General features: G+C 70.3%; 22 protein-coding genes. 7 read left to right on the forward strand and 15 right to left on the reverse strand.

Annotated elements, in window-relative coordinates; translation table 11 throughout:
* Window positions 1–4: 4 nt before the first annotated feature.
* From R0232_RS00500 to R0232_RS00540, 9 genes are all read right to left on the reverse strand, one after another.
* The gene (locus R0232_RS00500) at window positions 5–706 is read right to left on the reverse strand and encodes an ABC transporter ATP-binding protein (RefSeq protein ID WP_431510918.1); all 702 of its coding nucleotides are present in this window, start codon (window positions 704–706) and stop codon (window positions 5–7) included.
* Between the two features lie 85 nt (window positions 707–791).
* Window positions 792–1544: an ABC transporter ATP-binding protein gene (locus R0232_RS00505; RefSeq protein ID WP_093343723.1), complete on the reverse strand. Its 753-nt coding sequence runs from the start codon at window positions 1542–1544 to the stop codon at window positions 792–794.
* Window positions 1545–1552: 8 nt separating this feature from the next.
* A complete protein-coding gene (locus R0232_RS00510) occupies window positions 1553–2545 on the reverse strand; it encodes a branched-chain amino acid ABC transporter permease (protein WP_431512954.1) in 993 nt (330 codons plus the stop codon).
* Between the two features lie 26 nt (window positions 2546–2571).
* Complete coding sequence (locus R0232_RS00515; protein ID WP_093343724.1) at window positions 2572–3444, reverse strand: branched-chain amino acid ABC transporter permease; 873 nt, start codon at window positions 3442–3444, stop codon at window positions 2572–2574.
* A 147-nt stretch (window positions 3445–3591) separates the two neighbouring features.
* Window positions 3592–4767, reverse strand: coding sequence for an ABC transporter substrate-binding protein (locus tag R0232_RS00520; RefSeq protein WP_093343725.1), 1176 nt, complete (start codon window positions 4765–4767; stop codon window positions 3592–3594).
* A complete protein-coding gene (locus R0232_RS00525; protein ID WP_431510919.1) occupies window positions 4764–5567 on the reverse strand; it encodes an alpha/beta fold hydrolase in 804 nt (267 codons plus the stop codon). The genes R0232_RS00520 and R0232_RS00525 overlap by 4 nt, the downstream gene beginning before the upstream one ends.
* 136 nt (window positions 5568–5703) lie before the next feature.
* Window positions 5704–7251, reverse strand: a complete 1548-nt coding sequence (locus R0232_RS00530) for a benzoate-CoA ligase family protein (protein WP_431510920.1) — start codon at window positions 7249–7251, stop codon at window positions 5704–5706.
* Window positions 7252–7310: 59 nt separating this feature from the next.
* Window positions 7311–8861: a 3,4-dehydroadipyl-CoA semialdehyde dehydrogenase gene (locus R0232_RS00535; protein WP_431510921.1), complete on the reverse strand. Its 1551-nt coding sequence runs from the start codon at window positions 8859–8861 to the stop codon at window positions 7311–7313.
* A gap of 124 nt (window positions 8862–8985) precedes the next feature.
* The gene (locus R0232_RS00540; protein ID WP_431510922.1) at window positions 8986–9459 is read right to left on the reverse strand and encodes a DUF4863 family protein; all 474 of its coding nucleotides are present in this window, start codon (window positions 9457–9459) and stop codon (window positions 8986–8988) included.
* Between the two features lie 199 nt (window positions 9460–9658).
* Between R0232_RS00540 and R0232_RS00545 the strand changes: the two genes are divergently transcribed.
* Entirely contained in the window at window positions 9659–10588 is a 930-nt protein-coding gene (locus R0232_RS00545) for a helix-turn-helix transcriptional regulator (RefSeq protein WP_093343733.1), read from the forward strand.
* 31 nt (window positions 10589–10619) lie between these two features.
* On the opposite strand, the gene R0232_RS00550 is transcribed toward R0232_RS00545, so the two are convergent.
* The 3 genes from R0232_RS00550 to R0232_RS00560 form a co-directional block, all read right to left on the reverse strand.
* Window positions 10620–13100 (reverse strand): TonB-dependent siderophore receptor, encoded by a 2481-nt coding sequence (locus R0232_RS00550; RefSeq protein WP_431510923.1) that lies wholly within the window; start codon window positions 13098–13100, stop codon window positions 10620–10622.
* A gap of 80 nt (window positions 13101–13180) precedes the next feature.
* Window positions 13181–14188: a FecR family protein gene (locus R0232_RS00555; RefSeq protein WP_431510924.1), complete on the reverse strand. Its 1008-nt coding sequence runs from the start codon at window positions 14186–14188 to the stop codon at window positions 13181–13183.
* Entirely contained in the window at window positions 14185–14709 is a 525-nt protein-coding gene (locus R0232_RS00560; RefSeq protein ID WP_208513019.1) for a sigma-70 family RNA polymerase sigma factor, read from the reverse strand. The genes R0232_RS00555 and R0232_RS00560 overlap by 4 nt, the downstream gene beginning before the upstream one ends.
* Window positions 14710–14945: 236 nt before the next feature.
* On the opposite strand from R0232_RS00560, the gene boxC reads away from it, so the two are divergent.
* From boxC to R0232_RS00585, 5 genes are all read left to right on the forward strand, one after another.
* Window positions 14946–16622 (forward strand): 2,3-epoxybenzoyl-CoA dihydrolase, encoded by a 1677-nt coding sequence (boxC, locus tag R0232_RS00565; protein ID WP_431510925.1) that lies wholly within the window; start codon window positions 14946–14948, stop codon window positions 16620–16622.
* 32 nt (window positions 16623–16654) lie between these two features.
* The gene (gene boxB, locus R0232_RS00570) at window positions 16655–18082 is read left to right on the forward strand and encodes a benzoyl-CoA 2,3-epoxidase subunit BoxB (RefSeq protein ID WP_093343739.1); all 1428 of its coding nucleotides are present in this window, start codon (window positions 16655–16657) and stop codon (window positions 18080–18082) included.
* A 50-nt stretch (window positions 18083–18132) separates the two neighbouring features.
* Window positions 18133–19413, forward strand: a complete 1281-nt coding sequence (boxA, locus tag R0232_RS00575) for a benzoyl-CoA 2,3-epoxidase subunit BoxA (protein ID WP_208507567.1) — start codon at window positions 18133–18135, stop codon at window positions 19411–19413.
* Window positions 19414–19444: 31 nt separating this feature from the next.
* Window positions 19445–19918 carry a MaoC family dehydratase gene (locus R0232_RS00580; RefSeq protein ID WP_296788547.1) on the forward strand — a complete coding sequence of 158 codons (474 nt, stop codon included), beginning with the start codon at window positions 19445–19447 and terminating at the stop codon, window positions 19916–19918.
* Between the two features lie 233 nt (window positions 19919–20151).
* A complete protein-coding gene (locus R0232_RS00585; RefSeq protein ID WP_431510926.1) occupies window positions 20152–21645 on the forward strand; it encodes a hypothetical protein in 1494 nt (497 codons plus the stop codon).
* 86 nt (window positions 21646–21731) lie between these two features.
* Here R0232_RS00585 and R0232_RS00590 read toward each other — a convergent pair whose 3' ends face one another.
* The 3 genes from R0232_RS00590 to R0232_RS00600 form a co-directional block, all read right to left on the reverse strand.
* The gene (locus tag R0232_RS00590; protein WP_431510927.1) at window positions 21732–22382 is read right to left on the reverse strand and encodes an adhesin; all 651 of its coding nucleotides are present in this window, start codon (window positions 22380–22382) and stop codon (window positions 21732–21734) included.
* Window positions 22383–22579: 197 nt separating this feature from the next.
* Complete coding sequence (locus R0232_RS00595; RefSeq protein WP_431510928.1) at window positions 22580–23593, reverse strand: alpha/beta hydrolase family protein; 1014 nt, start codon at window positions 23591–23593, stop codon at window positions 22580–22582.
* Window positions 23594–23741: 148 nt separating this feature from the next.
* Window positions 23742–24959 carry a helix-turn-helix domain-containing protein gene (locus tag R0232_RS00600; RefSeq protein WP_431510929.1) on the reverse strand — a complete coding sequence of 406 codons (1218 nt, stop codon included), beginning with the start codon at window positions 24957–24959 and terminating at the stop codon, window positions 23742–23744.
* A gap of 68 nt (window positions 24960–25027) precedes the next feature.
* Here R0232_RS00600 and R0232_RS00605 point away from each other — a divergent pair, with 68 nt between their 5' ends.
* Entirely contained in the window at window positions 25028–25702 is a 675-nt protein-coding gene (locus R0232_RS00605; protein WP_431510930.1) for a 4'-phosphopantetheinyl transferase family protein, read from the forward strand.
* Window positions 25703–25729: the final 27 nt, after the last annotated feature.

The raw sequence follows: 25729 nt of genomic DNA on the forward strand, positions 1-25729 counted from the left end.
GCCTTCAGACCCCGAGCAGCGCCTCCAGCGCCTGCGGCTGCGCGAGCAGCGCGCCCGAGGCGCCCTGGCGCACGATCTGGCCCTTCTCCATCACCACCGCGAGCTCGGTGTGGGCGAGCACCTTGCGGTAGTCGCGGTCCACGATCAGGGTGGCGATGCCGGTCTGGCGGATCTGCTCGATCACGCGCCAGATCTCGGCCACGATCAGCGGCGCCAGGCCCTCGGTCGCTTCGTCGAGGATCAGCAGGCGCGGGTTGGTCATCAGCGCGCGGCCGATCGACAGCATCTGCTGCTCGCCGCCCGAGAGCTGCTGGCCGCCGTGCGACAGCCGCTCGGCCAGCCGCGGGAAGGTGGCCATCACGCGCTCGAAGGTCCAGGCGCGCTGGCCGTCGATGCCCGCGCGCTCGCTCATCACGAGGTTCTCGCGCACCGAGAGGTTGGGGAAGATGCCGCGGCCCTCGGGCACGTAGCCGATGCCCAGGCGCGCCATCTTCTCGGGCGGCAGGCCCGTGACCGTGCGGCCGTCGACCTGTACCTCGCCCGAGGCGGGGCGCACGTAGCCCATGATCGTGCGGATCAGCGTGGTCTTGCCCATGCCGTTGCGCCCCAGCAGGCCGACCGAGGTCGCGGCCGGGAGCTCGGCATGCACGCCGCGCAGGATGTGGCTGTTGCCGTAGTAGGTGTTGAGGTCCTTGACGTTGAGCATCAGAGGCCTCCCGCCGGGCCGCCCCAAGGCAGGCCTGCGCCCCCCCGGGGGGCAGCGATGACACGAAGTGCAGAGCGTGGGGGCATCAGTGTTCCTCTCCCAGGTAGGCGGTGCGGACTTCGGGGTTCTCGCGGATCGCGTCGGGGCTGCCGGTGGCGATCACCGTGCCGTTGACCATCACCGTGATGCGGTCGGCCACGCGGAACACCGCGTCCATGTCGTGCTCCACCAGCAGGATGGCGTGCGTGGCCTTGAGCTGCGCGAGCAGGTTCAGCATGCGGTCGGTCTCCTCCGCGCCCATGCCGGCCAGCGGTTCGTCGAGCAGCAGCACGCGCGGATGCGTGGCCAGGCACATCGCCACCTCGAGCTGGCGCTGCGCGCCGTGGCTCAGCGTGCCGGCGATGCGGTGCGCCTCGGCGGCGAGGCCCGCGGCCTCGAGCGCCGCGTCGGCCGAGGCCGAGCTCGCGGCGCAGCCGCGCGACGGCTGCCAGATCGCCCAGGGCCGCGGCGTGGCCGCCTGCGCCGCGAGGCGGCAGTTCTCGTGCACGCTGAACTCCGGGAAGATGGTGGTGCGCTGGTAGCTGCGGCCCACGCCCGCGAGCGCGCGGCGGAACTGCGCGCGCGTCGTGATGTCCTCGCCATCGAGGCGGATGCGGCCGGCCGAGGCCTCGATCTCGCCCGAGAGCATGTTGATCAGGGTCGACTTGCCCGCGCCGTTGGTGCCGATCACCGCATGCACCTCGCCCACGTGCAGGTCGAGCGTGACCGCGTTCACCGCGACCAGGCCGCCGAAGCGGCGGGTGAGGCCCTCGACGGACAGCAGCACCGAATCGTTCATGCGTGCGTTCATGCCCCGCTCCTCGGCGACAGCCGCTGCACCAGCCCGATCAGGCCCTTGGGCAGCAGCGCCACGAACACGATGATGGTCAGCCCCAGCGTGAGCTGCCAGTGGTCGGCCAGCGGGCCGAGCAGTGCGTGGGTCGAGAAGATCTCCTTGAGCAGCGTGAAGGCGATGGCACCGATCACCGCGCCGCGCAGGTGGCCCAGGCCGCCGAGGATCACCATCAGCAGCACCTCGCCCGAGTTGTGCCAGGCCATCAGCTCGGGATTGACCACGCCGTCGCGCGAGGCCAGCAGGAAGCCCGCGAGGCCGGCCAGCGCACCGGCCAGCACGAAGGCCGCGAGCTTGTAGGCGTAGGTGGGGAAGCCCGCCGCGCGCATGCGCTGCTCGTTGACGCGGATGCCCGCGAGCGCCGCGCCGAAGCGCGAGCGGCGCAGCAGCGCGAGCAGCGCGTAGGTGAACACCAGCGCCGCCAGCACCACGTAGAACAGCACCGTGCGGTTCTCGAGGTCGAGCGCGCCGAGGGCCGGGCGCACGTAGAGGTAGATGCCGTCGCTGCCGCCGCCGACCTTGGTGTCGTGGAACACGAAGAAGGCCATCTGCGCGAAGGCCAGCGTCACCATGATGAAGTAGACGCCGCGCGTGCGCAGGCTCAGCGCGCCGACGAACAGCGCGTAGAGCCCGGCCGCGCCCATGGCCGCGGGCAGCAGCAGCGCGAAGTTGCCGCCCTCGGCGCCCGAGGCCAGCACCGTGACGTAGGCGCCGATGCCGTAGAAGGCCGCGTGGCCCAGGCTCACGAGGCCGGTCATGCCGACCAGCAGCTCGAGGCTCAGCGCGAAGATCGACAGGATCATCACCTTGACGATGAAGTCCGAGGCGTAGTTGCCCAGCAGCGGGCCGGCGATGCCGATGGCCAGCGCGCAAGCCAGCGGCAGCGCCGCGCCGCCGAACGAGCCGCCGTTCCGGGCGAGTGAAGAAGAGGGCGTGGAGGCAATCATGCGCGTGGAGGTCCTGGGGATCGAACTCATGGACGCCGTCCCATCAGCCCCTCGGGCTTCCAGATCAGCACGATCGCCATCAGCAGGTAGATGCCGATGCCGCTCAAGTCGGCGAAGAACACCTTGCCGAAGGTGTCGACGAAGCCCACCAGCAGCGAGGCGACGAGCGCGCCGGTGATCGAGCCGATGCCGCCGATCACCACCAGCACGAAGCAGATGATGAGCACGCTCGCGCCCATGTTCGGATAGACCGAGGACATCGGCGCGGCGATCATGCCGGCCAGCGCCGCGAGCGCCACGCCGGCGGCGAAGACGATGCGGTAGAGCCGCTTCACGTCGATGCCCAGGCCGCGCACCATGTCGCGGTTGCTCGCGCCGGCGCGGATCATCATGCCCAGGCGCGTGCGGTTGACCACCCAGTACAGCGCCAGCGCCAGCACGATGCAGGCGGCCGAGGCGAACAGGCGATACCAGGGATAGCTCATCACGCTGCCCAGCGCGAAGCTGCCGTCGAGCCAGGCCGGCACCTTCACGCCGTGCACGTCGTTGCCCACCAGGATCGAGCGCAGTTCCTCGAACACCAGGATCAGGCCGTAGGTCATGAGCACCTGCTGCAGGTGGTCGCGCTGGTAGAGGTAGCTGAAGAAGGCCCACTCGAGCAGGTAGCCGAAGATGGCGGCGAGCACCACGCCGGCCACCAGCATCAGCAGGAACTGGTCGCCGAACAGCGGCGCCAGCGAGAACGCCATGTAGGCGCCGATCATGTAGAAGCTGCCGTGCGCGAGGTTGATCACGCCCATGATCCCGAAGATCAGCGTCAGGCCCGAGGCCACGAGAAAGAGCAGCAGTCCGTACTGAACCGAGTTCAGGCACTGGACGAGGAAGGTGCCGAAGTCCACGTTAGGTCATCCGGGTTGGGCTGGGGGAGCGGGCGCGAAGCGCCGCGATGTTCGGGAGACACCGCGGATCCGGCCTGGCCGGTCCGCGGGTGTCGCCCCCTCGAGGGGGCGTCGAGCTGCACGAAGCGAGCGAGGGACGGGGGTGGGTTACATCCTGCAGCCGCGCGCGGGGTCGGCCAGACCCTTGATCGCCGTGCTCACCAGCTTGTTCTCCTTGCCTTCCACCTTGCGCAGATAGATGTCCTGCACCGGGTTGTGCGACTTGCTGACCGTGAAGGTGCCGCGCGGGCTGTCGATCTTCGCCTTCTCGACCGCGGCCGCGAAGTCGGCCTTCTTCGTGATGTCGCCCTTGGTGGCGGCCAGGCCCACGCCCAGCATCTGCGCGGCGTCGTAGCCCTGCACCGCGTACACGTCGGGCTGCAGCTTGAAGGTCTTGGCGTAGGCGGTGCGGAAGGCGGTGTCGCGCGGCGTGTTCAGGCCGTCGGCGTAGTGCAGCGTGGTGAGCATGCCCTGCGCCGATTCGCCCTGCGCCTCGAGCGTGCCGTCGGTCAGGAAGCCCGGGCCGTACAGCGGGATGGTCTTGTTCAGGCCCGCGGCCTGGTAGTCCTTGACGAACTTGACCGCGCCGCCGCCCGCGAAGAAGGCATACACCGCATCGGGCTTGGCCGCCGCGATCTCGGTCAGCAGGGCCTGGAACTCCACGTTCGGGAACGGCAGCGTGAGCTGCTTGTCGACCTTGCCGCCGGCCTTCTCGAAGCCTTCCTTGAAGCCGTTGACCGACTCCTCGCCGGCCGCGTACTTCCAGGTGATGGTCATGACCTTCTTCTTGCCCTGCTGCTTGGCCGCCACTTCGCCCATGGCGTAGGCCGGCTGCCAGTTGCTGAACGAGCTGCGGAAGATGTTGGGCGCGCACATCGGGCCGGTCACGGCGTCGGCGCCGGCATTGGGCACGATCAGCACGGTGCCGCTCTCCTTGGCGGCCTTGGCCATGGCCATCGCCACGCCCGAGTGCACGGTGCCCACGATCACGTCGACGTTGTCGCGCTTGATCAGCTTGTTGACGTTGTCGGTGGCCTTGGCGGGATCGGACTCGTCGTCGACCTTGAAGTACTCGATCTCGCGGCCCGCGAGCTTGCCGCCCTGCTCGTCGACGTAGAGCTTGAAGCCGTTCTCGATCGCCACGCCCAGCGCGGTGAAGGTGCCGCTGTAGGGCAGCATCAGGCCAACCTTGAGCTTGCCCGTGCCCTGGGCCGAGGCGGCCGTGCACAGCGCGGCGAAGGACAGCGCGGTCAGCGCGAGGCGGGTGGTGTGGCGAATGGTCATGAGGTTTGTCTCCTGTTTTTGGTGATGAACGAAGTGGCCGCGACGATGACACGATCCGGCTGATCGCGATGCGGGGAATGCCCGCATTCGGGGATCTCGAGCAGCTCGCAACCGGGCACGCGCGCGGCGATGCCGCGGATCTGCGCGAGGCTGCCGTACTCGTCGCCGAGGCCCTGCACGGCGAGCACGGGGCAGCGGATCGCGTCGAGCTCGGCCTCGATGTTCCAGTCGCGGAACGGCGGATGCAGCCAGATGCGGTTCCAGCCCCAGAAGGCCGAGTCGGCGCTGTCGTGGTAGCGGCCGAGCTTCTGCGGCAGGTCGGTGCCGAGGTAGGCGGTGCGCGCGAGCTCGATGTTCGCCACCGTCACGTCTTCCACGAAGATGTGCGGCGCGAGCACGACCAGGCCCGCGACGCGCTCGGGGAAGCGCGCGGCGTAGAGCAGCGAGATCGAGCCGCCATCGCTGTGGCCGAACAGCCAGGGCTGCTCGCCGTCGAGCGCGAGCGCGGCGAACAGCGCGGGCAGCACCTCGTGCGCCTGGCGGTGCATGAAGTCGACGTCCCAGATCTCATCGTCGGCGCGCGGCGTCGAGCGGCCGTAGCCGGGGCGCGAGAACACCAGGCCGCGCACGCCGGCGGCTTCGCACAGGCGCGCGGGGAAGTCCTTCCACATCGCGACCGAGCCCAGCCCCTCGTGCAGGAACACGACGAGCGGCGCGTCGGCGCGCTCGGGCGCGATCCACTGGCACTCGATGCGCACCGCGCGCCCGCGCCAGTCGATGGTGGCGAAGTCGGCGTTCATGGCTGTTGCTCCTTCCCCCTTTGGGGGAAGGTCGGGATGGGGGCGCGCGGCGATCGCACAGGCCTTGCGCATGCGAGGGCCGATGCCCCCACCCCGACCCTCCCCCGGAGGGGGAGGGAGCAAGATGGAGCGTGCCTCATGCCTGCTTCTCTCTCTCGCGCAGCCGGAAGCGCTGGATCTTGCCGGTGGCGGTCTTCGGCAGCTCGGCCACGAACTCGAGAAAGCGCGGGTACTTGTAGGGCGCGAGGCGCTCCTTCACGAAGGCCTTGAGCTCGTCCTCGGTGGTGGCGCCGCCGTCCTTGAGCACCACGAAGGCCTTGGTCTTCGTGAGGCCCTCGCCGTCCTCCTTGCCGATCACGGCGGCCTCGAGCACGGCCGGATGCTGCATCAGCGTGGCCTCGACCTCGAAGGGCGAGACGTAGATGCCGCTGACCTTGAGCATGTCGTCGCTGCGACCCGCATAGGTGAAGTAGCCGTCGGCATCGCGCGTGTACTTGTCGCCGCTCTTGGTCCAGCCGCCCTGGAAGGTCTCGCGCGACTTCTCGCGGTTGGTCCAGTACATCAGCGCCGAGCTCGGGCCGCGGATGTAGAGGTCGCCGACCTCGCCATCGGGCACGGCGCGGCCGTCCTCGCCGCGCAGCTCGACTTCATAGCCCTCGACCGGCTTGCCCGTGGTGCCGTAGCGCACGTCGTCGGGCCGGTTCGAGATGAAGATGTGCAGCATCTCGGTGGAACCGATGCCGTCGATGATGTCGCAACCGAAGTGCGTCTTGAAGCGCTGTGCGATCTCGCCGGGCAGGGCTTCGCCGGCCGACGAGCACATGCGCAGCGCCACCGCCTCGCGTGCCGGCAGCTTCGGCGAGGCGAGCATGCCCGCGAAGCCGGTGGGGGCGCCGAAGAAGACCGTGGGCTTGTGCTCCACCCAGCGGCGGAACGTTGCATCGGGCGTGGGGCGCTCGGCCATCAACACCACGGTGGCGCCCACCGACAGCGGGAAGGTCAGCGCATTGCCCAGGCCGTAGGCGAAGTACATCTTGGCGGCCGAGAAGCAGACGTCGTCCTCGGTCAGGCCCAGCACCGGCTTGCCGTAGAGCTCGGCGGTCCACCAGAGGTTGGCCTGCGTGTGCACCGTGCCCTTGGGCTTGCCGGTGGAACCCGAGGAGTAGAGCCAGAAGCCCGGATCGTCGGAGGCCGTGAGCGCGGGCGCGGCCAGCGGCTCGGCGGCGGCGAGCGCGGCCTCGAAGTCCTGCGCGCCCTCGGGCAGCGCGCCCGCCGGTTGCGACACCAGCAGCGTGTGCAGCTCGTGGCCGCCGCGCGCCATCGCTTCCTGCAGCACCGGCAGCAGCGCGCCCGACACCAGCGCGGCCTGCGCGCGGCTGTGGTCGAGCATGTAGGCGTAGTCCTCGGGCGTGAGCAGCGTGTTGACGGCCACCGGCACGATGCCGGCATAGAGGCAGCCGAGGAAGCTCACGGGCCAGTCGTTGCCGTCGAGCATCAGCAGCAGCACGCGTTCCTCGCGGCGCAGGCCCGCGGCCTTGAGCGCCGCGGCCAGGCGGCGCGCGCGCTCCTCGAGCTGGCCGTAGCTCAGCGTGCCGCGGTCGTCGACGTAGGCGGTGCGCGCGGCGCGCTCGCGGTTGAGCGCGAACAGGTGCTCGGCGAAGTTGAAGCGGGGTGGCAGGCTCATCGTGTGTCTCCTTGGGGCCTCTGTGGGGGCGCTGCGTCGGTATCTAGATAGAGGGGCGGCTACAGCCCCAGGGCGGCGAGCACGCCGTTGCCCGCCTGCACCGCGCTGCGGCGGTGGTAGAAGTCCAGCGCGCGCAGACCGCCGAGTTCGGCGCCGCCGCCCGCGCGGCCCGGGCCGCCGTGCAGCGACATCGGCATCACGTTGCCGTGGCCGGTCTGGGCCTGCGCCACCTCGGGCGTGATCACGTGCACGCGGCCATGGCTGGCCGCGAGTTCGACCGCCGCCTGCGCGAGCGCCGTCTCGTCGGCGCCGTAGAGCGAGGTCACGAGCGAGCCCTGGCCGCGGTGGGCGAGGGCGAATGCATGGGCCGTGTCGCGGTAGGGCAGCAGCGTGGCGACCGGGCCGAAGACCTCGATGTCGTGCACCTGCTGCGCCGCGTCGGCATCGCGCGCGCCCAGCAGCACCGGGCCGATGCAGGCGGCCACGGCGGGGTCGGCGTCGACCAGCGGGCGGTCGCGGCCGTCGTACAGCACCTGGGTCTGCGCGGCGAGCGCATCGAGGCCCTCACGCACCGCGGCCAGCTGCGCGCGGCTCACCAGCGAGCCCATGCGCACGCCCTCGTTGCGCGGGTTGCCCACGCTCACGCCCGCGAGCTTGGCGCCGATCGCCTCGGCGGCGGCGTCGTAGAGCTCGGCCGGCACGAGGATGCGGCGGATCGCGGTGCACTTCTGGCCCGCCTTCACCGTCATCTCGCGCACCACCTCGCGCACCAGCAGGTTGAAGGCCTCGCTGCCGGGCGCGGCGCCGGGCAGCAGCAGCGCGCTGTTGAGGCTGTCGGCCTCGATGTTCACGCGCACCGAGCGCCGCGCCACGGCGTCGTGCGAGCGGATCAGCGCGGCGGTGTCGGCCGAGCCGGTGAACGAGACCACGTCGAAGGGCTGGAGCTGGTCCATCAGGCCGGCCGAGCTGCCGCAGATCACCGACAGCGCGCCCGCGGGCAGCACACCCGCGTCGACCACGTCCTTGACCATGCGCTGCGTGAGCCAGGCGGTGGCGGTGGCCGGCTTCACGATCACCGGCACGCCCGAGAGCAGCGCGGGCGCGGCCTTCTCCCACAGGCCCCACGAGGGGAAGTTGAAGGCGTTGATGAACAGCGCCACGCCATGCGTGGGCACCTGCAGGTGCTGCGACTGGAACAGCGGCTCCTTGCCGAGCCTGGCGGCCTCGCCGTCGCGCAAAGCGCGCACGTCGCCGAGTGCATCGCCCCACTTGGCGTACTGGCCCAGCGTGAAGATCGCGCCGTCGATGTCGACGGCCGAGTCGTTCTTCACCGTGCCCGAGTTCGCGGTGGCGATCTCGTAATAGGCATCGCGGTTGGCCTGCAGCACCTTGACGATGGCGGCCAGCAAGCCGGCGCGCTGGCGGTAGGTGAGGGCGCGCAGGGCCTGGCCGCCCTGTTCGCGGGCGAACGAGAAGGCCCCGGGCAGGTCGAGCCCGGTGGCGTCGACGCGCGCGAGCTCGGTGCCGAGCACCGGGTCGAAGAGGGGCGTGCCGGCGCCCGAGCCGCTTTGCCAGCGGCCGGCGATGTGATTGGGAAGAAGCTCGGTCATTCGATGGGCTCTCGATGTGTGCAGATTCGGGGAACACCGCGGAACCGGCTTTGCCGGGCCGCTGGTGTTGCCCCCGGCGAGGGGGTTGGCGGCCACACGGAGTGGGCAAGCCTGGGGGAGTGCCTCATACGGTGAACTTGATCTGCCCTTCGGGCAGCAGATAGAGAACGAGCGCGCGGCCTTGCGCGACGGTCGGGCGATGCGCGCTGCCGGGGCCGTAGACGCACCAGCCCGCGGGCCGTCCGTCGAAGCTGGCGGCGGGGCTGTCGTCCAGCGGCATGATCAGGTCGATCTCGCCCTGGGGATGGGTGTGGTGCGGGCCGGCGATGTCCTGCATGTCGACCACGTCGACCGAGAAGCGGTGCAGCGCGTCCTCGGCCTTGAAGACGCGGCCGTACTTGATGCCGCCGCCTTCGCGCTCGCAGAGCCAGCCTTCGGCCACGCCCTGGCGGCAGGCGGCGCTGAGCTGCGCGAAGGTGGGGCTGCCGGCGCCGTGGTGGGTGTTGAGCCAGCGGTCGAGGTCGGCGTCCAGCGGCCGGCCGGCGAGCTCGGCGGTCAGGCCGGCCACGAGCGCATGGAAGCTTTGCTTGGAAGTCATCGCGGTACCTGTCGTGGAATCGTGGGGTGGGTCGGACCTGCGAACTCCCCGCTTGCGAGGCCGGAGAATGTGCAGTATCTTGCCTGTAGACGAACAATAAGCACCTGAACAATGAGTGTCAAGCAATATAGTGCATGTATGGTGTTTACCCTATGAACCCGACCGGCGCGAGAATGCACAGGAGAACACGAGGAAGCGCATGAATCCACAGGAAGCGGCGGTGCTGGGCGCACCCCCCGAAAGCGCCGAGCCCGCGGGGGAGGCCAAGAACCCCCTGCTGGCGGCATTGGGCGAGCGCGTGCGCAGCCTGCGGGCGCGGCGCGGGCTCACGCGCAAGGCGGTGGCGCTGGCGGCCGAGGTGTCGGAGCGCCATCTCGCCAACCTCGAATACGGCATCGGCAATGCCTCGATCCTGGTGCTGCAGCAGGTGGCGCAGGCGCTGCAGTGCTCGCTGGCCGAACTGGTCGGCGACGTCACCACCAGCTCGCCCGAGTGGCTGATGATCCGCGAGCTGCTCGAGCACCGCGGCGAGGCCGACCTGCGGCGCGCGCGCATCGCGCTGGGCGAGCTGCTGGGCACGGCCGCGGTCGATCCGGCGCGGCATCGGCGCATCGCGCTGGTGGGGCTGCGCGGCGCGGGCAAGTCCTCGCTCGGCCAGCTGCTGGCCGACGACCTCGAGATGCCCTTCATCGAGCTCAGCCGCGAGATCGAGAAGTTCGCGGGCTGCAGCGTGCGCGAGATCCACGACCTCTACGGCACCAATGCCTACCGCCGCTACGAGCGCCGCGCGCTCGAGGAAGCGATCCAGATCTACGGCGAGGTGGTGATCGCCACGCCGGGCGGCATCGTCTCCGATCCGGCCACCTTCAACGAGCTGCTGGCCCACTGCACCACGGTGTGGCTGCAGGCCGCGCCCGAGGAGCACATGGGCCGCGTGGCCGCGCAGGGCGACATGCGCCCGATGGCCGCCAGCAAGGAAGCCATGGACGACCTGCGCCGCATCCTCGACGGGCGCGCGGCCTTCTATTCGAAGGCCGACCTGCGCGTCGACACCAGCGGCAAGACGCTGCAGCAGGCCTTCGAAGCGCTGCGCACCGCGGTCGGCGCGGTGGTGCGCGAAGCGGCCTGAGCGCGCGGGCGCCGGGCGCCCGCGCCGCGGCTCAGAACTTGTAGACCACGCCGAGGTTCACGCTGCGCGGCTCGCCCCAGGTGTAGGTGCCGTACCAGCTGAAGACCGTCAGGTACTTCTTGTCGAGCGCGTTGTTCACGCGCAGCGTGGCCGACAGGCGCGGGCTGAATTCGTAGCGCGCCATCAGGTCGAACAGCCAGTAGGCGTCGGTCGTGAAGGTGGTGGTGCCGAGCACGGGGTTCGCCGCATCGCCCCACGACTTGCCGAGCCAGCGCGCGCCGCCGCCGAAGGTCCAGCCCTGCAGCGCGCCGCCCAGGCGGTAGGTGGTGTAGAGGCTGAACTGGTCTTCGGGCTCGAGCGTCGACACCTTCTTGCGGTCCTGCTTCGCCACCTTGTGGGTGAAGCCCGCATGCAGCTGCCAGCCCGGCGCCAGCTCGCCCGAGACCTCCGCCTCCACGCCCTTGGCGACCACGCCCTGGATCGCGCGGTAGGCCTGTCCGCCCGAAGGCGTGAGCCCGCCGGTGGCCTCGGGGTAGTTGTTCTGCTTGAGGTGGAAGTAGGCCAGGCTGGCGTTGAGCTTGCCGTCGAGGAAGCTGCCCTTCAGGCCCACTTCGTGGTTCTTGCCGTCCTGCGGATCGAGCGTGCGGCCGTTCACGTCCTGGTTGGACTGCGGCATGAAGATGGTGGTGTAGCTGCCGTAGGCCGAGATCTGCGGCGTCAGGTCGAACACCAGGCCCGCATAGGGCGCCACCTCGCCGGACTTGTCGATGTCCTTGTTCCTGTAGTTCGACACCCGGGCGCCCGCGATCAGCTTGAGCCGGTCGCCGAGGTTGAGCCGCGTGGCGGCGTACAGGCCGCGCTCGCGCGTGACCTCGTTGTCGCTGTAGCTGGGCGCGCCCGAGATCGGGAACGGCACCTGGCCGGTCCAGCCGTAGTAGTCCGGCACGGTGACCTGGTAGCCGGGGAAGTTGTAGCCGTCGTTCTTCCAGCGCCGCCGCGCGATGCTCGCGCCCACCACCAGCTCGTGCTCGCGGCCGAGCAGCGTGAAGGGGCCGCTGGCGTAGGCGTCCAGCGCGTCGCTGGTGGTCCGGCCCACGTACTTGCCGAGCCACATCGAGGTGCCCGAGCCGTCGAGCGGGTTCGGATGGCCGCCGGCCGCGGCGCCGAGCAGCGCGTCGTAGCCGTTGATCTGGTGGTTGTACTGGACCTTGGCGACCCAGCCGTTGTCGAACTGGTGCTCGAGCGTGGAGAAGCCGGTGCGCGTGTACTGGCCCCAGCGGCTCCAGCGCGCGCCGTTGTTGAAGGAGCGCGGCATGTTGTTGAAGCCGCCGAGGCTGTTGAAGATGGGAATGCCGCCCCAGGTCGAGCCTCGGGGATCGTTGTCCTGGTAGTCGGCGCCCACGGTCAGCAGCGTGCCGGGCGTGAGGTCGGCCTCGAGCACGCCGTAGAAGACCTTGCTGCGGCGCTGGTAGTGGTCGAGGTGCGAATGGCGGTCCTGCAGCGCCGCCACCACGCGGCCGCGCACGCTGCCGCTCTGGTTGAGGGCGCCGCTGAGGTCGGCCTCGGTGCGGTAGTTGTCCCACGAGCCGGCGCTCGCGCTGAGCTGGCCCTGGAATTCGCGCGTCGGCTTCTTGCGCACCAGGTTGATGGTGGCGCCGGGCTCGCCGCTGCCGGTGAGCAGGCCGGTGGCGCCCTTGAGCACCTCGACGCGGTCGTAGATCGAGGTGTCGGTGAGCGTGTTGCCGGCCGAGTAGGCCGAGTCGCGCCGCATCGGGATGCCGTCGTACTGGAAGTTCTGGATCGCGAAGCCGCGCGCGTAGTACTCGGTGCGCTCGCTGTCGTAGGTGACGATGCTCACGCCCGGCGTGGCGCGGATCACGTCGTCGATCGAGTGCATGCCGAAGTCGTCCATCTGCTGGCGCGTGACCACGCTGACCGTCTGCGGCGTCTCGCGCGGCGTCAGCACCAGCCGGGTGGCGGTGGCGATGGCGCCGGGCGTGTACGAGCGCGAGCCCTCGGTGATCTCGCCGAGCTGGTTGGCCGTGACCGTGACCTCGCCGAGCGTCTGGCCGGCCGTCGGGTCCGGCCGCGGCCGCGCCGGGGCCGTGGCCACCGGCGCGGTGCCGGCGGCCGGCACCAGCAGGTAGCCGGCCGGGGTGCGGCCCAGCGCCTGGCCGCTGCCCGCGAGCAGCGCCGCGAAGCCGTCCTCCACGCCGTAGCGGCCCTTCAAGCCGGGCGAGCGCAGGTCGCGCAGCTTGCCGGCGTCGAGCGCGATCGCCACGCCGGCCTGCTGGGCGAACTGGTTCAGCGCCGTGGCCAGCGGGCCGGCCGGGATGTCGTAGACGGCGTTCGCGCCGCGCGCCGGCGTGGGGCTCGCGGCCTGGGCCAGGGCCAGCGGGCCGGCGGTGGACAGCGCCATCGCGCAGGCCAGGCGCAGGGCCAGGCGCAATCGGTTGTGTGTGAAAGGGGCCGCGGCGGCGGGCGGTGCGGGAGGGCGGGATTGGGCGTGCATGGTCGGTTCCTGTTTTCGGCGGGTTCTCATCGGCAATGACGGACGAGTCGCGAAAAGCGGAACCGGGGCGCGTTCTTTTTTCAGGAAGGGTCGCTCGTGTCGACCAGCACCAAATAAGAGGTGAGGGTGCGCACCCGCAGCTGCGGGAAGCTGTCGACCAGCAGTTGCAGCGCGCGCGGTGTGTCGTCCAGCGGCAGCACGGCCGAGACGCGGATGCCCTGCGTGCGCGCGCGGTCGTAGACGATGCCGCCCGGGTGGTAGCGGTCGAGTTCGTCGAGCACCTCGGGCAGCGGCCGGTCGTCGGCGACCAGCCGGTGCTGCGTCCAGGCGTTGTCGATGCCGCGCGCGTCGACCGGCTCGGCCGGCCCGATGCCGGCCCCGGTGATCCGCACCCGCTGGCCCGGATCGACCACGCGCGCCTCGGCGCCGGCCTGCACCGTGGTGCGCGACTCCAGCATGGTCAGCACCGTGGCCTGCGCGTCGCGCCGCACGATGAAGCGCGTGCCGAGCGCGCGGATGCTGCCCTGCGGCGTGCGGACCACGAAGGGCCGCGCCGCGTCGGGCGCGACCTCGACGCGGATCGCGCCGCGCACCAGCTCGATGCCGCGCTGCCCGGCGTCGTAGTGCAGGTTGACGGCGCTGCCGGTGTCCAGGCTGATGCGGCTGCCATCGGGCAGCACCTGCACGCGCGTGTCGCCGGTGGCGGTACGCAGGTCGGCCAGCAGGTAGGTCGGCGGGCAGGCCCGCAGCAGCAGCCAGCCGGGCAGGCCCAGCGCGAGCACCAGGGCCAGCGTCGCACCCGCCCGGCGGCGCCGGGGTCGGGTCTCGGCGGCCGAGGCCGTGAGCGCGGCGCGCGCCGGCCGCGCATGGCCGCCCGAGCGTTCGCGCACCGCCTGCAGCTGGCCGAGCAATCGCTCCATGCCGGCCGCCGTGGCGGCGTGTTCCGGGTCGGCCCGCTTCCAGGCCTCGAAGCCCCGGCGCGCGCGCTCGCGCTCGGCGGGATCGTCGGCCGTCAGGCGCACGATCCACTCGGCCGCCTGCATCGCGGTCGCATCGACAGCCGGCTCGCCGGCGGACGCGCGGCTCACTGGTCGAACTCCGCGCGGCAATGCAGCAGCGCCAGCGCGAGGTACTTGCGCACCATGCGGTCCGACACGCCCAGGCTTTGCGCGACGGCCGCGTGCGTCAGGCCGTCGAGGTAGTGCAGCAGGAAGGCTTCGCGCGGCTTGGGCGGCAGGCCGTCGAGCGCGGCGGCGATCTGGGCCAGCGCCTGCATCGCCATCAGCGTCTCCTTCGGCGAGGGATGGGCGCAGCCCTCCATCGCGAGCGCCAGTTCGGCCAGGTAGGCCTGCTCGATGCGCTGGCGCCGCGCGCGGTCGATCAGCAGCCGTCCGGCCGTGGTGCTCAGGAAGGCGCGCGGCTTCTCGATGCTGCCCAGCATGCGCAGCGTTTCGCGCGAGGCCAGCACGCGCACGAAGGTGTCCTGCGCCACGTCGGCGGCACTGTGCGCGCAGCCCAGCTTGCGGCGCAGCCAGGCGGTCAGCCAGCCGTGGTGCGCACGGTAGAAGTCGCCCAACTGGGGCTGCAGGCGGGTGTCGGGGAACGGCATTCGGACATCGGGCCGCGTGCGCGGCGCACGCAGGAGGGAGGCGGCAGCAAAACTGAGCGAATAAGAACCATTCCCATCTTCTCCCGGAAATGCGCCCGCCGTGCCGCCCGGGCTGCAAAAAAGCGTCACAGGCATTGACTTGCCGGTTGATATGCATAATGATGCATGCACTGAGCGAAGAAAACTGCACTATTCTTCGTGTAACCCACCCGCCCCAGACCCAGGAGAACTTCACGATGAGCGCCGATACCTCCCTGCAGCCGCCCCCGCGCGTTGACTACCGCATCGAGCCTTCCCAGTACCGCCACTGGTCGATCGGCTTCGACGGCGAGATCGCGCGCCTCACGCTCGACATCGCCGAGGACGGCGGCATCCGCCCCGGCTACAAGCTCAAGCTCAACAGCTACGACCTCGGCGTCGACATCGAGCTCAACGACGCGCTCAACCGCATCCGCTTCGAGCACCCCGAGGTGCGCAGCGTGATCGTGACCAGCGGCAAGGACCGCATCTTCTGTTCGGGCGCCAACATCTTCATGCTCGGCATCTCGAGCCACGCCTGGAAGGTGAACTTCTGCAAGTTCACCAACGAGACCCGCAACGGCATGGAAGACTCGTCGAAGCACTCGGGCCTGAAGTTCCTCGCGGCCGTGAACGGCGCCTGCGCCGGCGGCGGCTACGAACTGGCGCTGGCCTGCGACGAGATCCTGCTGGTCGACGACCGCTCCTCCTCCGTCTCGCTGCCCGAAGTGCCGCTGCTCGGCGTGCTGCCCGGCACCGGCGGCCTGACCCGCGTGACCGACAAGCGCCACGTGCGCCACGACCTGGCCGACATCTTCTGCACCAGCGTCGAAGGCGTGCGCGGCCAGCGTGCCGTCGAATGGCGTCTGGTCGACGCGGTCGCCAAGCCCGCGCAGTTCGCCGCCGCCGTGCAGGAACGCGCCTCGCAGCTCGCGGCCGGCAGCGACCGTCCCGCCGGCGCCAAGGGCGTGGCACTCACGCGCCTCGAGCGCACCGACAGCGCCGACGGCATCGCCTACTCGCACGTGAACGTGCAGATCGACCGCAGCAAGCGCACCGCGGCGATCACCGTGAAGGCGCCGAGCGGCGCGCAGCCGGCCGACATCGCCGCCATCGAAGCCGCGGGCGCCGCCTGGTGGCCGCTGGCCGTGTGCCGCGAGCTCGACGACGCGATCCTCAACCTGCGCACCAACGAACTCGACATCGGCACCTGGCTGCTGAAGACCGAGGGCGACGCCCAGGCCGTGCTGGCCTCGGACGCCGTGATGCTCGCGAACAAGGACCACTGGCTGGTGCGCGAGACCATCGGCGCGCTGCGCCGCACGCTGGCGCGCTTCGACGTCTCCTCGCGCAGCCTGTTCGCGCTGGTCGATGCCGGTTCCTGCTTCGCCGGCACGCTGGCCGAGCTGGCCTTCGCGGCCGACCGCACCTACATGCTCGCGCTGCCCGACGACACCGAGCGCGCGCCCAGGCTGGTGCTCAACGAATTCAACTTCGGCTTCTTCCCGATGGTCAACGACCAGAGCCGCCTGCAGCGCCGCTTCTACGAAGAGGCCGCGCCGCTCGAGGCCGCGCGCGGCGCCGCCGGCAAGCCGCTCGATGCCGACGAGGCGCTCAAGCTCGGCCTGGTCACCGCCGCGCCCGACGACATCGACTGGGACGACGAGATCCGCATCGCGATCGAGGAACGTGCCGCCATGTCGCCCGATTCGCTGACCGGCCTCGAGGCCAACCTGCGCTTCGCGAGCAAGGAGAACATGATCACGCGCGTGTTCGGCCGCCTCTCGGCCTGGCAGAACTGGATCTTCAACCGCCCCAACGCCGTCGGCGAGAAGGGGGCGCTCAAGGTCTACGGTACCGGCGAGAAGGCCGGCTTCGACCTGAACCGCGTTTGAACCTGCAGCCCGCACAACCCAAAGGAACAACGATGAGCACGATCAACTACAGCGAGAAGATCCCCAACAACGTCAACCTCGGCGAAGACCGCACGCTGCAGCGCGCGCTCGAAGGCTGGCAGCCCAACTTCATCAACTGGTGGGACGACGTCGGCCCCGAGGGCTCGACCAACCACGAGGTCTACCTGCGCACCGCCGTGAGCGTCGACCCCCAAGGCTGGGCCCAGTTCGGCCACGTGAAGATGCGCGACTACCGCTGGGGCATCTTCCTGAACCCGGGCGACGCCAACCGCGAGATCCACTTCGGCGACCACAAGGGCGAGAAGGCCTGGCAGGACGTGCCCGGCGAACACCGCGCCAACCTGCGCCGCATCATCGTCACGCAGGGCGACACCGAGCCCGCGTCGGTCGAGCAGCAGCGCCACCTGGGCCTGACCGCGCCGTCGATGTACGACCTGCGCAACCTGTTCCAGATCAACGTCGAGGAAGGCCGCCACCTGTGGGCCATGGTCTACCTGCTGCAGAAGCACTTCGGCCGCGACGGCCGCGAAGAGGCCGATGCACTGCTGCAGCGCACCTCGGGCGACGAGAACAACCCGCGCATCCTCGGGGCCTTCAACGAACGCACGCCCGACTGGCTCGCGTTCTTCATGTTCACCTACTTCACCGACCGCGACGGCAAGTTCCAGCTCTCCGCGCTGGCCGAGAGCGCCTTCGATCCGCTGGCGCGCACCACCAAGTTCATGCTGACCGAAGAGGCGCACCACATGTTCGTGGGCGAGAGCGGCGTGTCGCGCGTGATCGCGCGCACCGCGCAGGTCATGAACGAACTGAAGACCGACGACGCGCAGAAGGTGCGCGCGGCCGGTGCCATCGACCTCGGCACCATCCAGCGCTACCTGAACTTCCACTACAGCGTGACCATCGACCTGTTCGGCGCCGACCAGTCGAGCAACGCCGCCATCTTCTACAGCTCGGGCCTCAAGGGCCGCTACGAGGAAGGCAAGCGCACCGACGACCACGTGCTCAAGGGCCAGACCTACAAGGTGCTCGAGGTGAAGGACGGCCAGCTCGTCGAGAAGGACGTGCCGATGCTCAACGCGCTCAACGAAGTGCTGCGCGACGACTTCATCAAGGACTCGGTGGCCGGCGTCGGCCGCTGGAACAAGGTGCTCGAGAAGGCCGGCATTCCGACCCGCCTGGTCGTGCCGCACAAGGCCTTCAACCGCCAGATCGGCGCGCTCGCCGGCATCAAGATGTCGCCCGAGGGCCGCGTGGTGAACGACATGGAATGGGCCGCCAAGCGCGACGAATGGCTGCCGAGCACCGAAGACTTCGCTTTCGTGGCATCGTTGATGGGCCGCGTCATCGAGCCGGGCAAGTTCGCGGGCTGGATCGCGCCGCCGGTGATGGGCATCAACCGCCAGCCGGTGGACTTCGAATACGTCCGCTTCGGCTGAGCGCCTGGATATGAATCCCTCGTCCCCACGGCGAGGGGATGGAGAACAACATGGACATGGCCGTTGAAGCCGGGGTCATCAAGCAGCACCTGATCGACCCCGAGATCTGCATCCGCTGCAACACCTGCGAGGCCACCTGCCCCGTCAACGCGATCACGCACGACGACAACAACTACGTCGTACGCGCCGACGTCTGCAATGGCTGCATGGCCTGCATCTCGCCGTGCCCCACGGGCTCGATCGACAACTGGCGCACCATGCCGCTGGTGCGCGCCTACTCGATCGAGGAGCAGCTCGGCTGGGAATCGCTGCCGGCCGAACTCACGCCCGAGGAGCTCGAGGCCGCGGGCGTGACGGCCGACGCGGCCGATGCCGCCGAGGTGGCCGAACCGGCACCGGCGCAGGCGAGCGCGGAAGCGGCCGAGCCGGTCTTCCACTCGGCCCAGTACGGCGCCACCGTGCCGCCCTGGTCGGCCGCGCATGCCTACACCAACCTGTTCCCGCCGAAGACCCCGACCACCGCCACCGTGGTGGGCAACTTCAACTGCACCGAGGCCGGCTTCGACAGCGAGACCCACCACATCGTGCTGGACTTCGGCGCCATCCCGTTCCCGGTGCTCGAGGGCCAGTCGATCGGCATCGTGCCGCCCGGCGTCGATGCCATCGGCAAGCGCCACCACGCGCGCCAGTACTCGGTGGCCAGCCCGCGCAACGGCGAGCGGCCCGGCTACAACAACGTCTCGCTCACCGTGAAGCGCGTGACCGAGGACCACCAGGGCAACCCGGTGCGCGGCCTGGCCTCGAACTACGTCTGCGACCTCAAGGTCGGCGACACCGTGCAGGTGGTCGGTCCCTTCGGCGCCTCGTTCCTGATGCCGAACCATCCGAAGTCGCACATCGTGATGATCTGCACCGGCACCGGCAGCGCGCCGATGCGCGCCATGACCGAGTGGCGGCGCCGGCTGCGCAAGAGCGGCAAGTTCGAGGGCGGCAAGCTCATGCTGTTCTTCGGCGCGCGCACCCAGCAGGAGCTGCCGTACTTCGGCCCGCTGCAGTCGCTGCCCAAGGATTTCATCGACATCAACCTCGCGTTCTCGCGCACGCCGGGAAGCCCCAAGCGCTACGTGCAGGACCTGATGCGCGAGCGCGCGGCCGACCTCGCCGCGCTGCTGAAGGACGGCGCCAGCCACTTCTACGTCTGCGGCCTCAAGAGCATGGAGGAGGGCGTGGTGCTCGCGCTGCGCGACGTGGCGCGGGACGCGGGCCTGGACTGGGACACCGTGGGCGCCGCGCTCAAGCGCGAAGGCCGGCTGCATCTCGAGACCTACTGATCTTCATCCTGGAGCCGGATACGCTGCGCCGATGAAGTTCGCCGATTTCCACGCCGGCCAGGTCATCGAGGCCGGCCCCTACCTGCTCAGCGAGGAGGAGCTGGTCGGCTTCGCCCGCAGCTACGACCCGCAGTGGTTCCACACCGACGCCGAGGCCTCGCGCGAGAGCCCCTTCGGCGGCCTGATCGCGAGCGGCTGGCACACCTGCGCCATCGCGATGCGCCTGGTGGTCGAGGCCGCGCTCGCGGGCTCCGAATCCTTTGCCTCGCCGGGCCTCGAGCACGTGCGCTGGCCGAACCCCGTGCGCCCCGGCGACGCGCTGCGGCTGGTAGCCGACGTGATCGAGGTGCGCCGTTCCGAGAGCAAGCCCACGCTGGGCATCCTGCGCTGGCGCTGGCGGCTGTTCAATCAGCGGGAGCTGATGGTGCTCGATGTGGAGGTGACGAGCCTGTTCAGGCTGCGGGACGCGGAGAGCGACTTGGCGCTGCGCCATCAAGTCCCCTGAATCCACTCGGATTCAGCGCTTTTCGCTAAACATTTTTGAGTAACGCTGGATGAACTCGGCAGAGCCGTGGGCCGCTCGGGGAACACCCTGGCAGGGTCGGCGGTGATGCGGCGAGGAAAGAAAAGGGCATCGGCCAGGTGAGTTCCCGGCGGTGCCCTGTTTTTCTGGCCATCGGATCAAGACAGAAGTTGCTCGAAATGGAAGTTTCTATGAGGAAGTCATACGGGAGGCTGTTGCTGGCCGCGGTCGTTGCGCTGGGCCTGCAGGCATGCGGCGGTGGGGGAGGCGGCGGTGGTGGTGGCGTGGGTGCGTTGGGGCTGGGCGGGCTGCCGACCGTGCCCTCCGATGCCGTGACCATGACTGTGTCGGTCAATGGCAAGGTCGTGACGCCGACTCCGCCCGCGAGCGGGAAGGCCTATCCGGAAGTCCGGATCAAGGCGGGCGACCGGGTCGAGTTCTCGACGAACCTGCCGGTCCGATGGACGCCCGATGACGACCATGGTTTCGACGAAGCCATTGCCGAAAGCGACTACTACAACTCGGATGGCGGTTCGCGCTCCGCCGATCGCGGCTTCCTCAAGTTCCGCAACCTGAGCATCACCGGTACCAAGTGGTCGGCCCAGGTCGTCAACATCGATCCGAGGAGCGAGCAAGGCTGGCCCATCATCGGATGGCTGGCCAGCATTCCGTCGGGCGGCTCTTTCACGAACTCGCAGTTCGCGGCTGTCTACCTTCAGGCTTCCGCGGGTGATCCGCGCAACGGAACCTACGAGTTCTTCAGCGCCGGTGGCATCCAGAAGAAGCTTCGGCTGGATTTCGATGCCAAGGTCTACGAACTGGTTGGCAAGGACACCCGCAAGCTCACGGGATCGTTTGCGGCCGATGACAAGGAGCCCGGCACTTTCGTCTTCGACGACAAGGGCAACGCGGTCGCCAACATCGCCCGCTTCCGCCTGGCGGCCAGCAACCCGGCAGCCTCCGCTTCGGCCGATCTGATCGTCGGCGCTCTGAAGCCCGAAGATGGCGCCGCCGCGCAACCCTTCATCGCGATGACCCGCCGGGCGTCGCCGTTGAACGCCGCAGAACTGACGGGAACCTACAACCGGTTCAGCCTCGAGCGTGCGTACGGCGTGGGGCCGACTTCCTCGATCAACCAGTTCCGCATTTCCGGAGACGGTAGCCAGCTCGAACTGTGTACCGAGCACTATGTCTTCGAAGTGCTTGCTTGCCCACCGTCTGGTCTCAAGACCTATACGGTCGCGGCGACGACCCCGGTCGGCTTCTGGCGTGCCACCAACATCGCGGATTCGAAGGATAGCGAGGACTTCATCGCGCTGAGGGTCAACGGCGAAGTCGTCGTACTCTCGGCCGGCAAGCTGGCCGCCGATCCGGCGAAGACTGTCTTCAGGGCCGGGCTGCCAGTCCGCTCGCAATGGCGCGATGTCGTCGCCTACGGTGCATCGACCAATGGCGGCTGGAGCAAGCTCACCGCGAGTGCGAACGCCACCAACCTGAACCGCGACACCCTCAAGTCCGATGGATCGCGCAGCAAGCTCGATTTCTCCATCCAGAACCTCGGCAGTCGCGCCGATCTGAAGGATGTCGAACCCAAGACGCCAGCGTCCGAGAATTACATCGGCATCCAGAGCACCAACCTGTCCTTGCTGATCGGTACCCCCACGCCAGCCACCACGGGCCTGTTGCAGATTCATCTGAACGAGCAGTGATCCGCCGCTGACGCGAAAAGAAGGCCCGCGACCTCGAGAGGCGCGGGCCTTTTCTCCTTCATGGACGCAGGCGGGTGCCTGCGGACTTACTTGCCCAGCTTCACGCCACCGCTGCCACCGGCCTGACCGGCCGCGCCGGCCCCGGTGCCGATCGGCTTCAGCGCGCCGCCCGCGGAACCGGCCGCACCGGTCACGCCGTTCACCGCGCCGCCGACGGTGTTGGTCGCACCGCCGAGCGCACCGGTCGCGCCATTGGCCGTGCCCGCCACGCCGCCGACTGCATTGGTGGCACCGTTCACGGCCCCCGTGGCGCCGCCGACCGTGTTGCCGACATTGCCCACCGCGCCGGTCGCGCCGCCGAGCACGCCGCCCACGGCATTGCCGAGGCCGCCGCCGTTCGCGTTGCCCGAGGCATTGCCGCTCGCACCAGCGTTGCCGCCAGCGTTAGCGCCATGGCCGTCCGCCTGGCCTGAAGCGGCAGCACCCCCGCCGGCGTTCGTTCCGGCATTCACGCCGTTGCTGCCGGCATTGGCGCGCGTCTGCGCCGCGGCATCGCCACGCGCGCCGGCCTGTGCGCCGCCCGCGTTGCCGCCGCCCGAGGCGCCGACCCCGGCATTCACGCCCACGCCGACGCCCACGTTCGGGGTGGAGACCTGTGCGCCGGCCTGAATGCCCGCGGTGGCCAGCAGGCCCGCGAGCAGGGCGCCGAAGACGATGCGATGGTGTTGTTGTTTCATGGCTGGGATTCCTTCCTTTTTCGAGTGATACGGGGATCGCTGAAAACACAGAGCCGGCAGGGTGCCGGCTCGGAATGAAACATAGGGAAGGGCGGGGTGGGGGCCGTGAGCGCCGGGGCCGCGCCTGGCTGTGGGAGCTGTCCGTCGGCGGAATCGGGGGCTCGTGCGTTAGCGCGTTCGACGCGGAAATGACGGTCTCAAGGCAGGAGATGGCGGCTGAAGAAGGCCGTTGTTCCGGTTTCGGCCGCACGCACCGCCGTCCGGTCGAAGCCTGGCGGGTCGTTCAACAGGTCGCCGATCAGCCCATCGAGCGCCGGCGGCTGCGGCGACAGCAGCGAACCGTGGCTGCCGGGCGCCAGATCGGCCAGCAGTTCGCAGCGCGGCCGGCAGGCCGCCAGCACGGCGTCGCCGTGAAAGCGCGGGATCAGCCAGCGGTCCTGCCGGGCACCGATCAGTGCCAGCGGGATGCGCGGCGTCACGAGCGAATCCAGGTCGAAATCGGCCGCGCCCGGCACGCCGGCCACCGCGGCCGCGATGCGCGGGTCGTGGTCCTCGCGCATCCGCGTGTCGGCCGCGAAGCGGTGGCGGATCACCGTGCGCGCGCCCCAGCGCTTGAGGCCGTCGAGTGGGCCGCCGGTGAGCCGCGTGATCAGCCCGACGCAGAACTGGAAATCCTCGTCCAGGTGGGTGTCGCAATGGCGCGCGAACGCCGCCGGCGACCAGCGGCCGCCCGCGAGGCTCAGTGCCGTGTGCCCGCCGGCCGAGATGCCGTAGAGGCCGACCCGGTCGAGCCGCAGCAGCGGCGCGAAGCGCGGGTCGCGGCCCACCGCGTCGATCGCGCGCGAGACCTCGGCCGGCCGCTGCGTCCAGCTGTCGGGGCCGGGGTCGCTGCCGTCGCGCGCGTTGTCGGCGCGGTGCTCGGGCATCGCGACCACGAAGCCGGCCGCGACCAGGCTGCGCGCCTGGTCCACGTGCACCCACGGCGCCCCGCCCGAGCCGTGCGACACCACGACCAGCCGGCCATTGCCGCGCACGGGCGCCGCGCCGGGGGCGGCGTCGAAGGCGAAGGGGCCGCGCTGCACGCGCTGCGGCGGCGACTCGGCGGGATAGAACAGCGTGACGGGGCCGTCGGTGGGGGTGGCGGGAAGCTGGTCCAGGCCCAGCGTGGCGGCCTGGGCCAGGCCGGTGAAGAAGGTGAGCAGCGCCAGCATGCCGGCGGTGAGACTGGCGATCCAGCCAAGCGATGAGCAACGGTGAAGCAAGAAAACTCCTGGTGATGGAACGAAGCCGGCACGATGCCGGCGCCGCCCGGGCCGCGTCTCGCCGAAAACCGCGACGGCGGCTTCGGGCCCGGCGATTTCAGGAATCGGCCAGCTTCTGCCGCCGGAATTCGGTCGGCGTGAGCCCGGTGGCGGCCTTGAAGGCGCGGTTGAACGGGCCGATCGACTGGAAGCCGGCCTCGAGCGCGATGCTCAGAACCGGCCGCTCGCGCTTCGCCGGATCGGCCAGCGCCGCCAGCGCCTCCTGCAGGCGGAAGCCATTGATGTAGGCGTTGAAGTTGCGGTGGCCGAGCCGCTGGTTGATGAGCCGGCGTAGCCGGTACTCGGGCACCGCGAGCCGCGCGGCGAGCTGGGCGATGCCCAGGTCCTCGTCGCGGTAGGCGCGTTCGGCCGTCATGAGGCGGTGCAGGGCGTCGGCGAGGCGATCCTCGGCCGGGTCGACCTCGGGCGTGGGCTCGGGCGATGCCGCCGGGGCCGGGTCGGCCGGCGCGGATTCGGTGCGCTCGACACCGGCCTCGGACCGCGGCACCGCCTCGGAAACCGTGGCCGGTTCGGCACCGGCCACCGGAACGAGGACCGCCGCGGGCTCCATCGCAGGCCATGCCGGCACGGGCGTCGCGGCCGGGAACAGGTCCGACCCCGCCAGCCGCACCATCCGCCAGGCGACCACCGCCACGATCGCCAGCAGCAGCGCGACGTCCAGCGTCGCCATCGTTCCGCTGAGCTGCCAGCGCGGCGACTGCCAGCGCGCGCCGATCATGGCGATGCTGTAGAGCGCGCCGGCCCCCACGATGAAGGCGCGCAGCCGGCGCCGCCGCTCCACCAGGTCGGCACGCCAGCGCGCGGCCGCCGCGGCCATGGCCAGCAGCGCGAACACCAGCGGCGCCGCGCGCTGCAGGCCCAGTGCGAGGGGCGCGATCGCCAGGCCGCTTCCGACCAGCACGGCGCAGTTGGCGCCCGCGAGCAGCGCCACCGCGGCCCAGGCCACGGCATGCCGCGGCCGCGGCGCGAAGTCGTCGTCGAACAGGGCCCGCGCGAACACCCAGAACAGCACCGCATTGCCCGCCGCCGCCGCCACCAGCGGTGCCAGCCACAGCCGCGGCGCCCAGGCCTCGAAGGACGGCGTCGAGCCCGCCACCTGCAGCGCGAGGCCCAGCGCCAGGGCCACCCCGACGCGCGCCGCCGGCAGCCGCGGCCGGTCGCGGCCGAGCACCAGCGCCAGCAGGAGCAGCAGGGCGGTCAGCACGCCGCGCAGGGCGGCATCGAGCAGCAGGAGGGCGGGATCGGAAGGAGGCATGCGGGCGCGGCGATGAAGGCGCAGGCGCCGCGGGCCGGACGATAGCAGCGCGTGCAAGACAATGCCGCATGCGCATCCTTCCCTTGGCCGATGCCGCCCTGCCGGCCGGCATCGAGCTGTTCCGCCTCGAACTGGACCTGGCCGCCGAACCCACCGCGTTGCGCGCCGCGCTCTCGAGCGAGGAGGACGCGCGCCTGCAGCGCTTCGTGCAGCGCGCCGATCGCGTGCGCTTCGCCGCCGCGCGTTCCGCGCTGCGCGGCCTGCTGGCCGAGCGCATGGGCCGCGATCCGCTCGGGCTGCGCTTCGAGGCGGGCCCGCAGGGCAAGCCCTTCGTGCACGGGGCGCCGCGCTTCAACGTCGCGCATTCGGGCACGCAGGCGCTGATCGCGCTGGCCGACCCCGCCCGGGGGCTCGAGGTCGGCGTGGACATCGAGCACCGCAGCGAGGACGTCGACATCGAGGGCCTGGGCGAACTCGTGTTCACGCCCGCCGAGCGCGCCGCGCTGCGCGTGGCCGACGACCGGCTCGCGGCCTTCTACCTGCGCTGGACCGGCAAGGAGGCGGTGCTCAAGGCGATCGGTGTCGGCATCACCGAGCACCTGCAGTCGCTCGACATCGCGGCCGGCACCGGCGCGGCGATCGACATCGTCATGCGCGTGCCGGCCTGGCAGGCGGTGCGCGCGATCCGGCTCGACGCGCCCGCGGGCTATGTCGCGGCGCTCGCCTGGCATCCGGCGTCCTGAGTCGAGGGTCGACGCAACCCAACCGTT

The sequence above is a fragment of the Variovorax sp. DAIF25 genome, from assembly GCF_050711835.1.
Lineage (GTDB): Bacteria > Pseudomonadota > Gammaproteobacteria > Burkholderiales > Burkholderiaceae_C > Variovorax.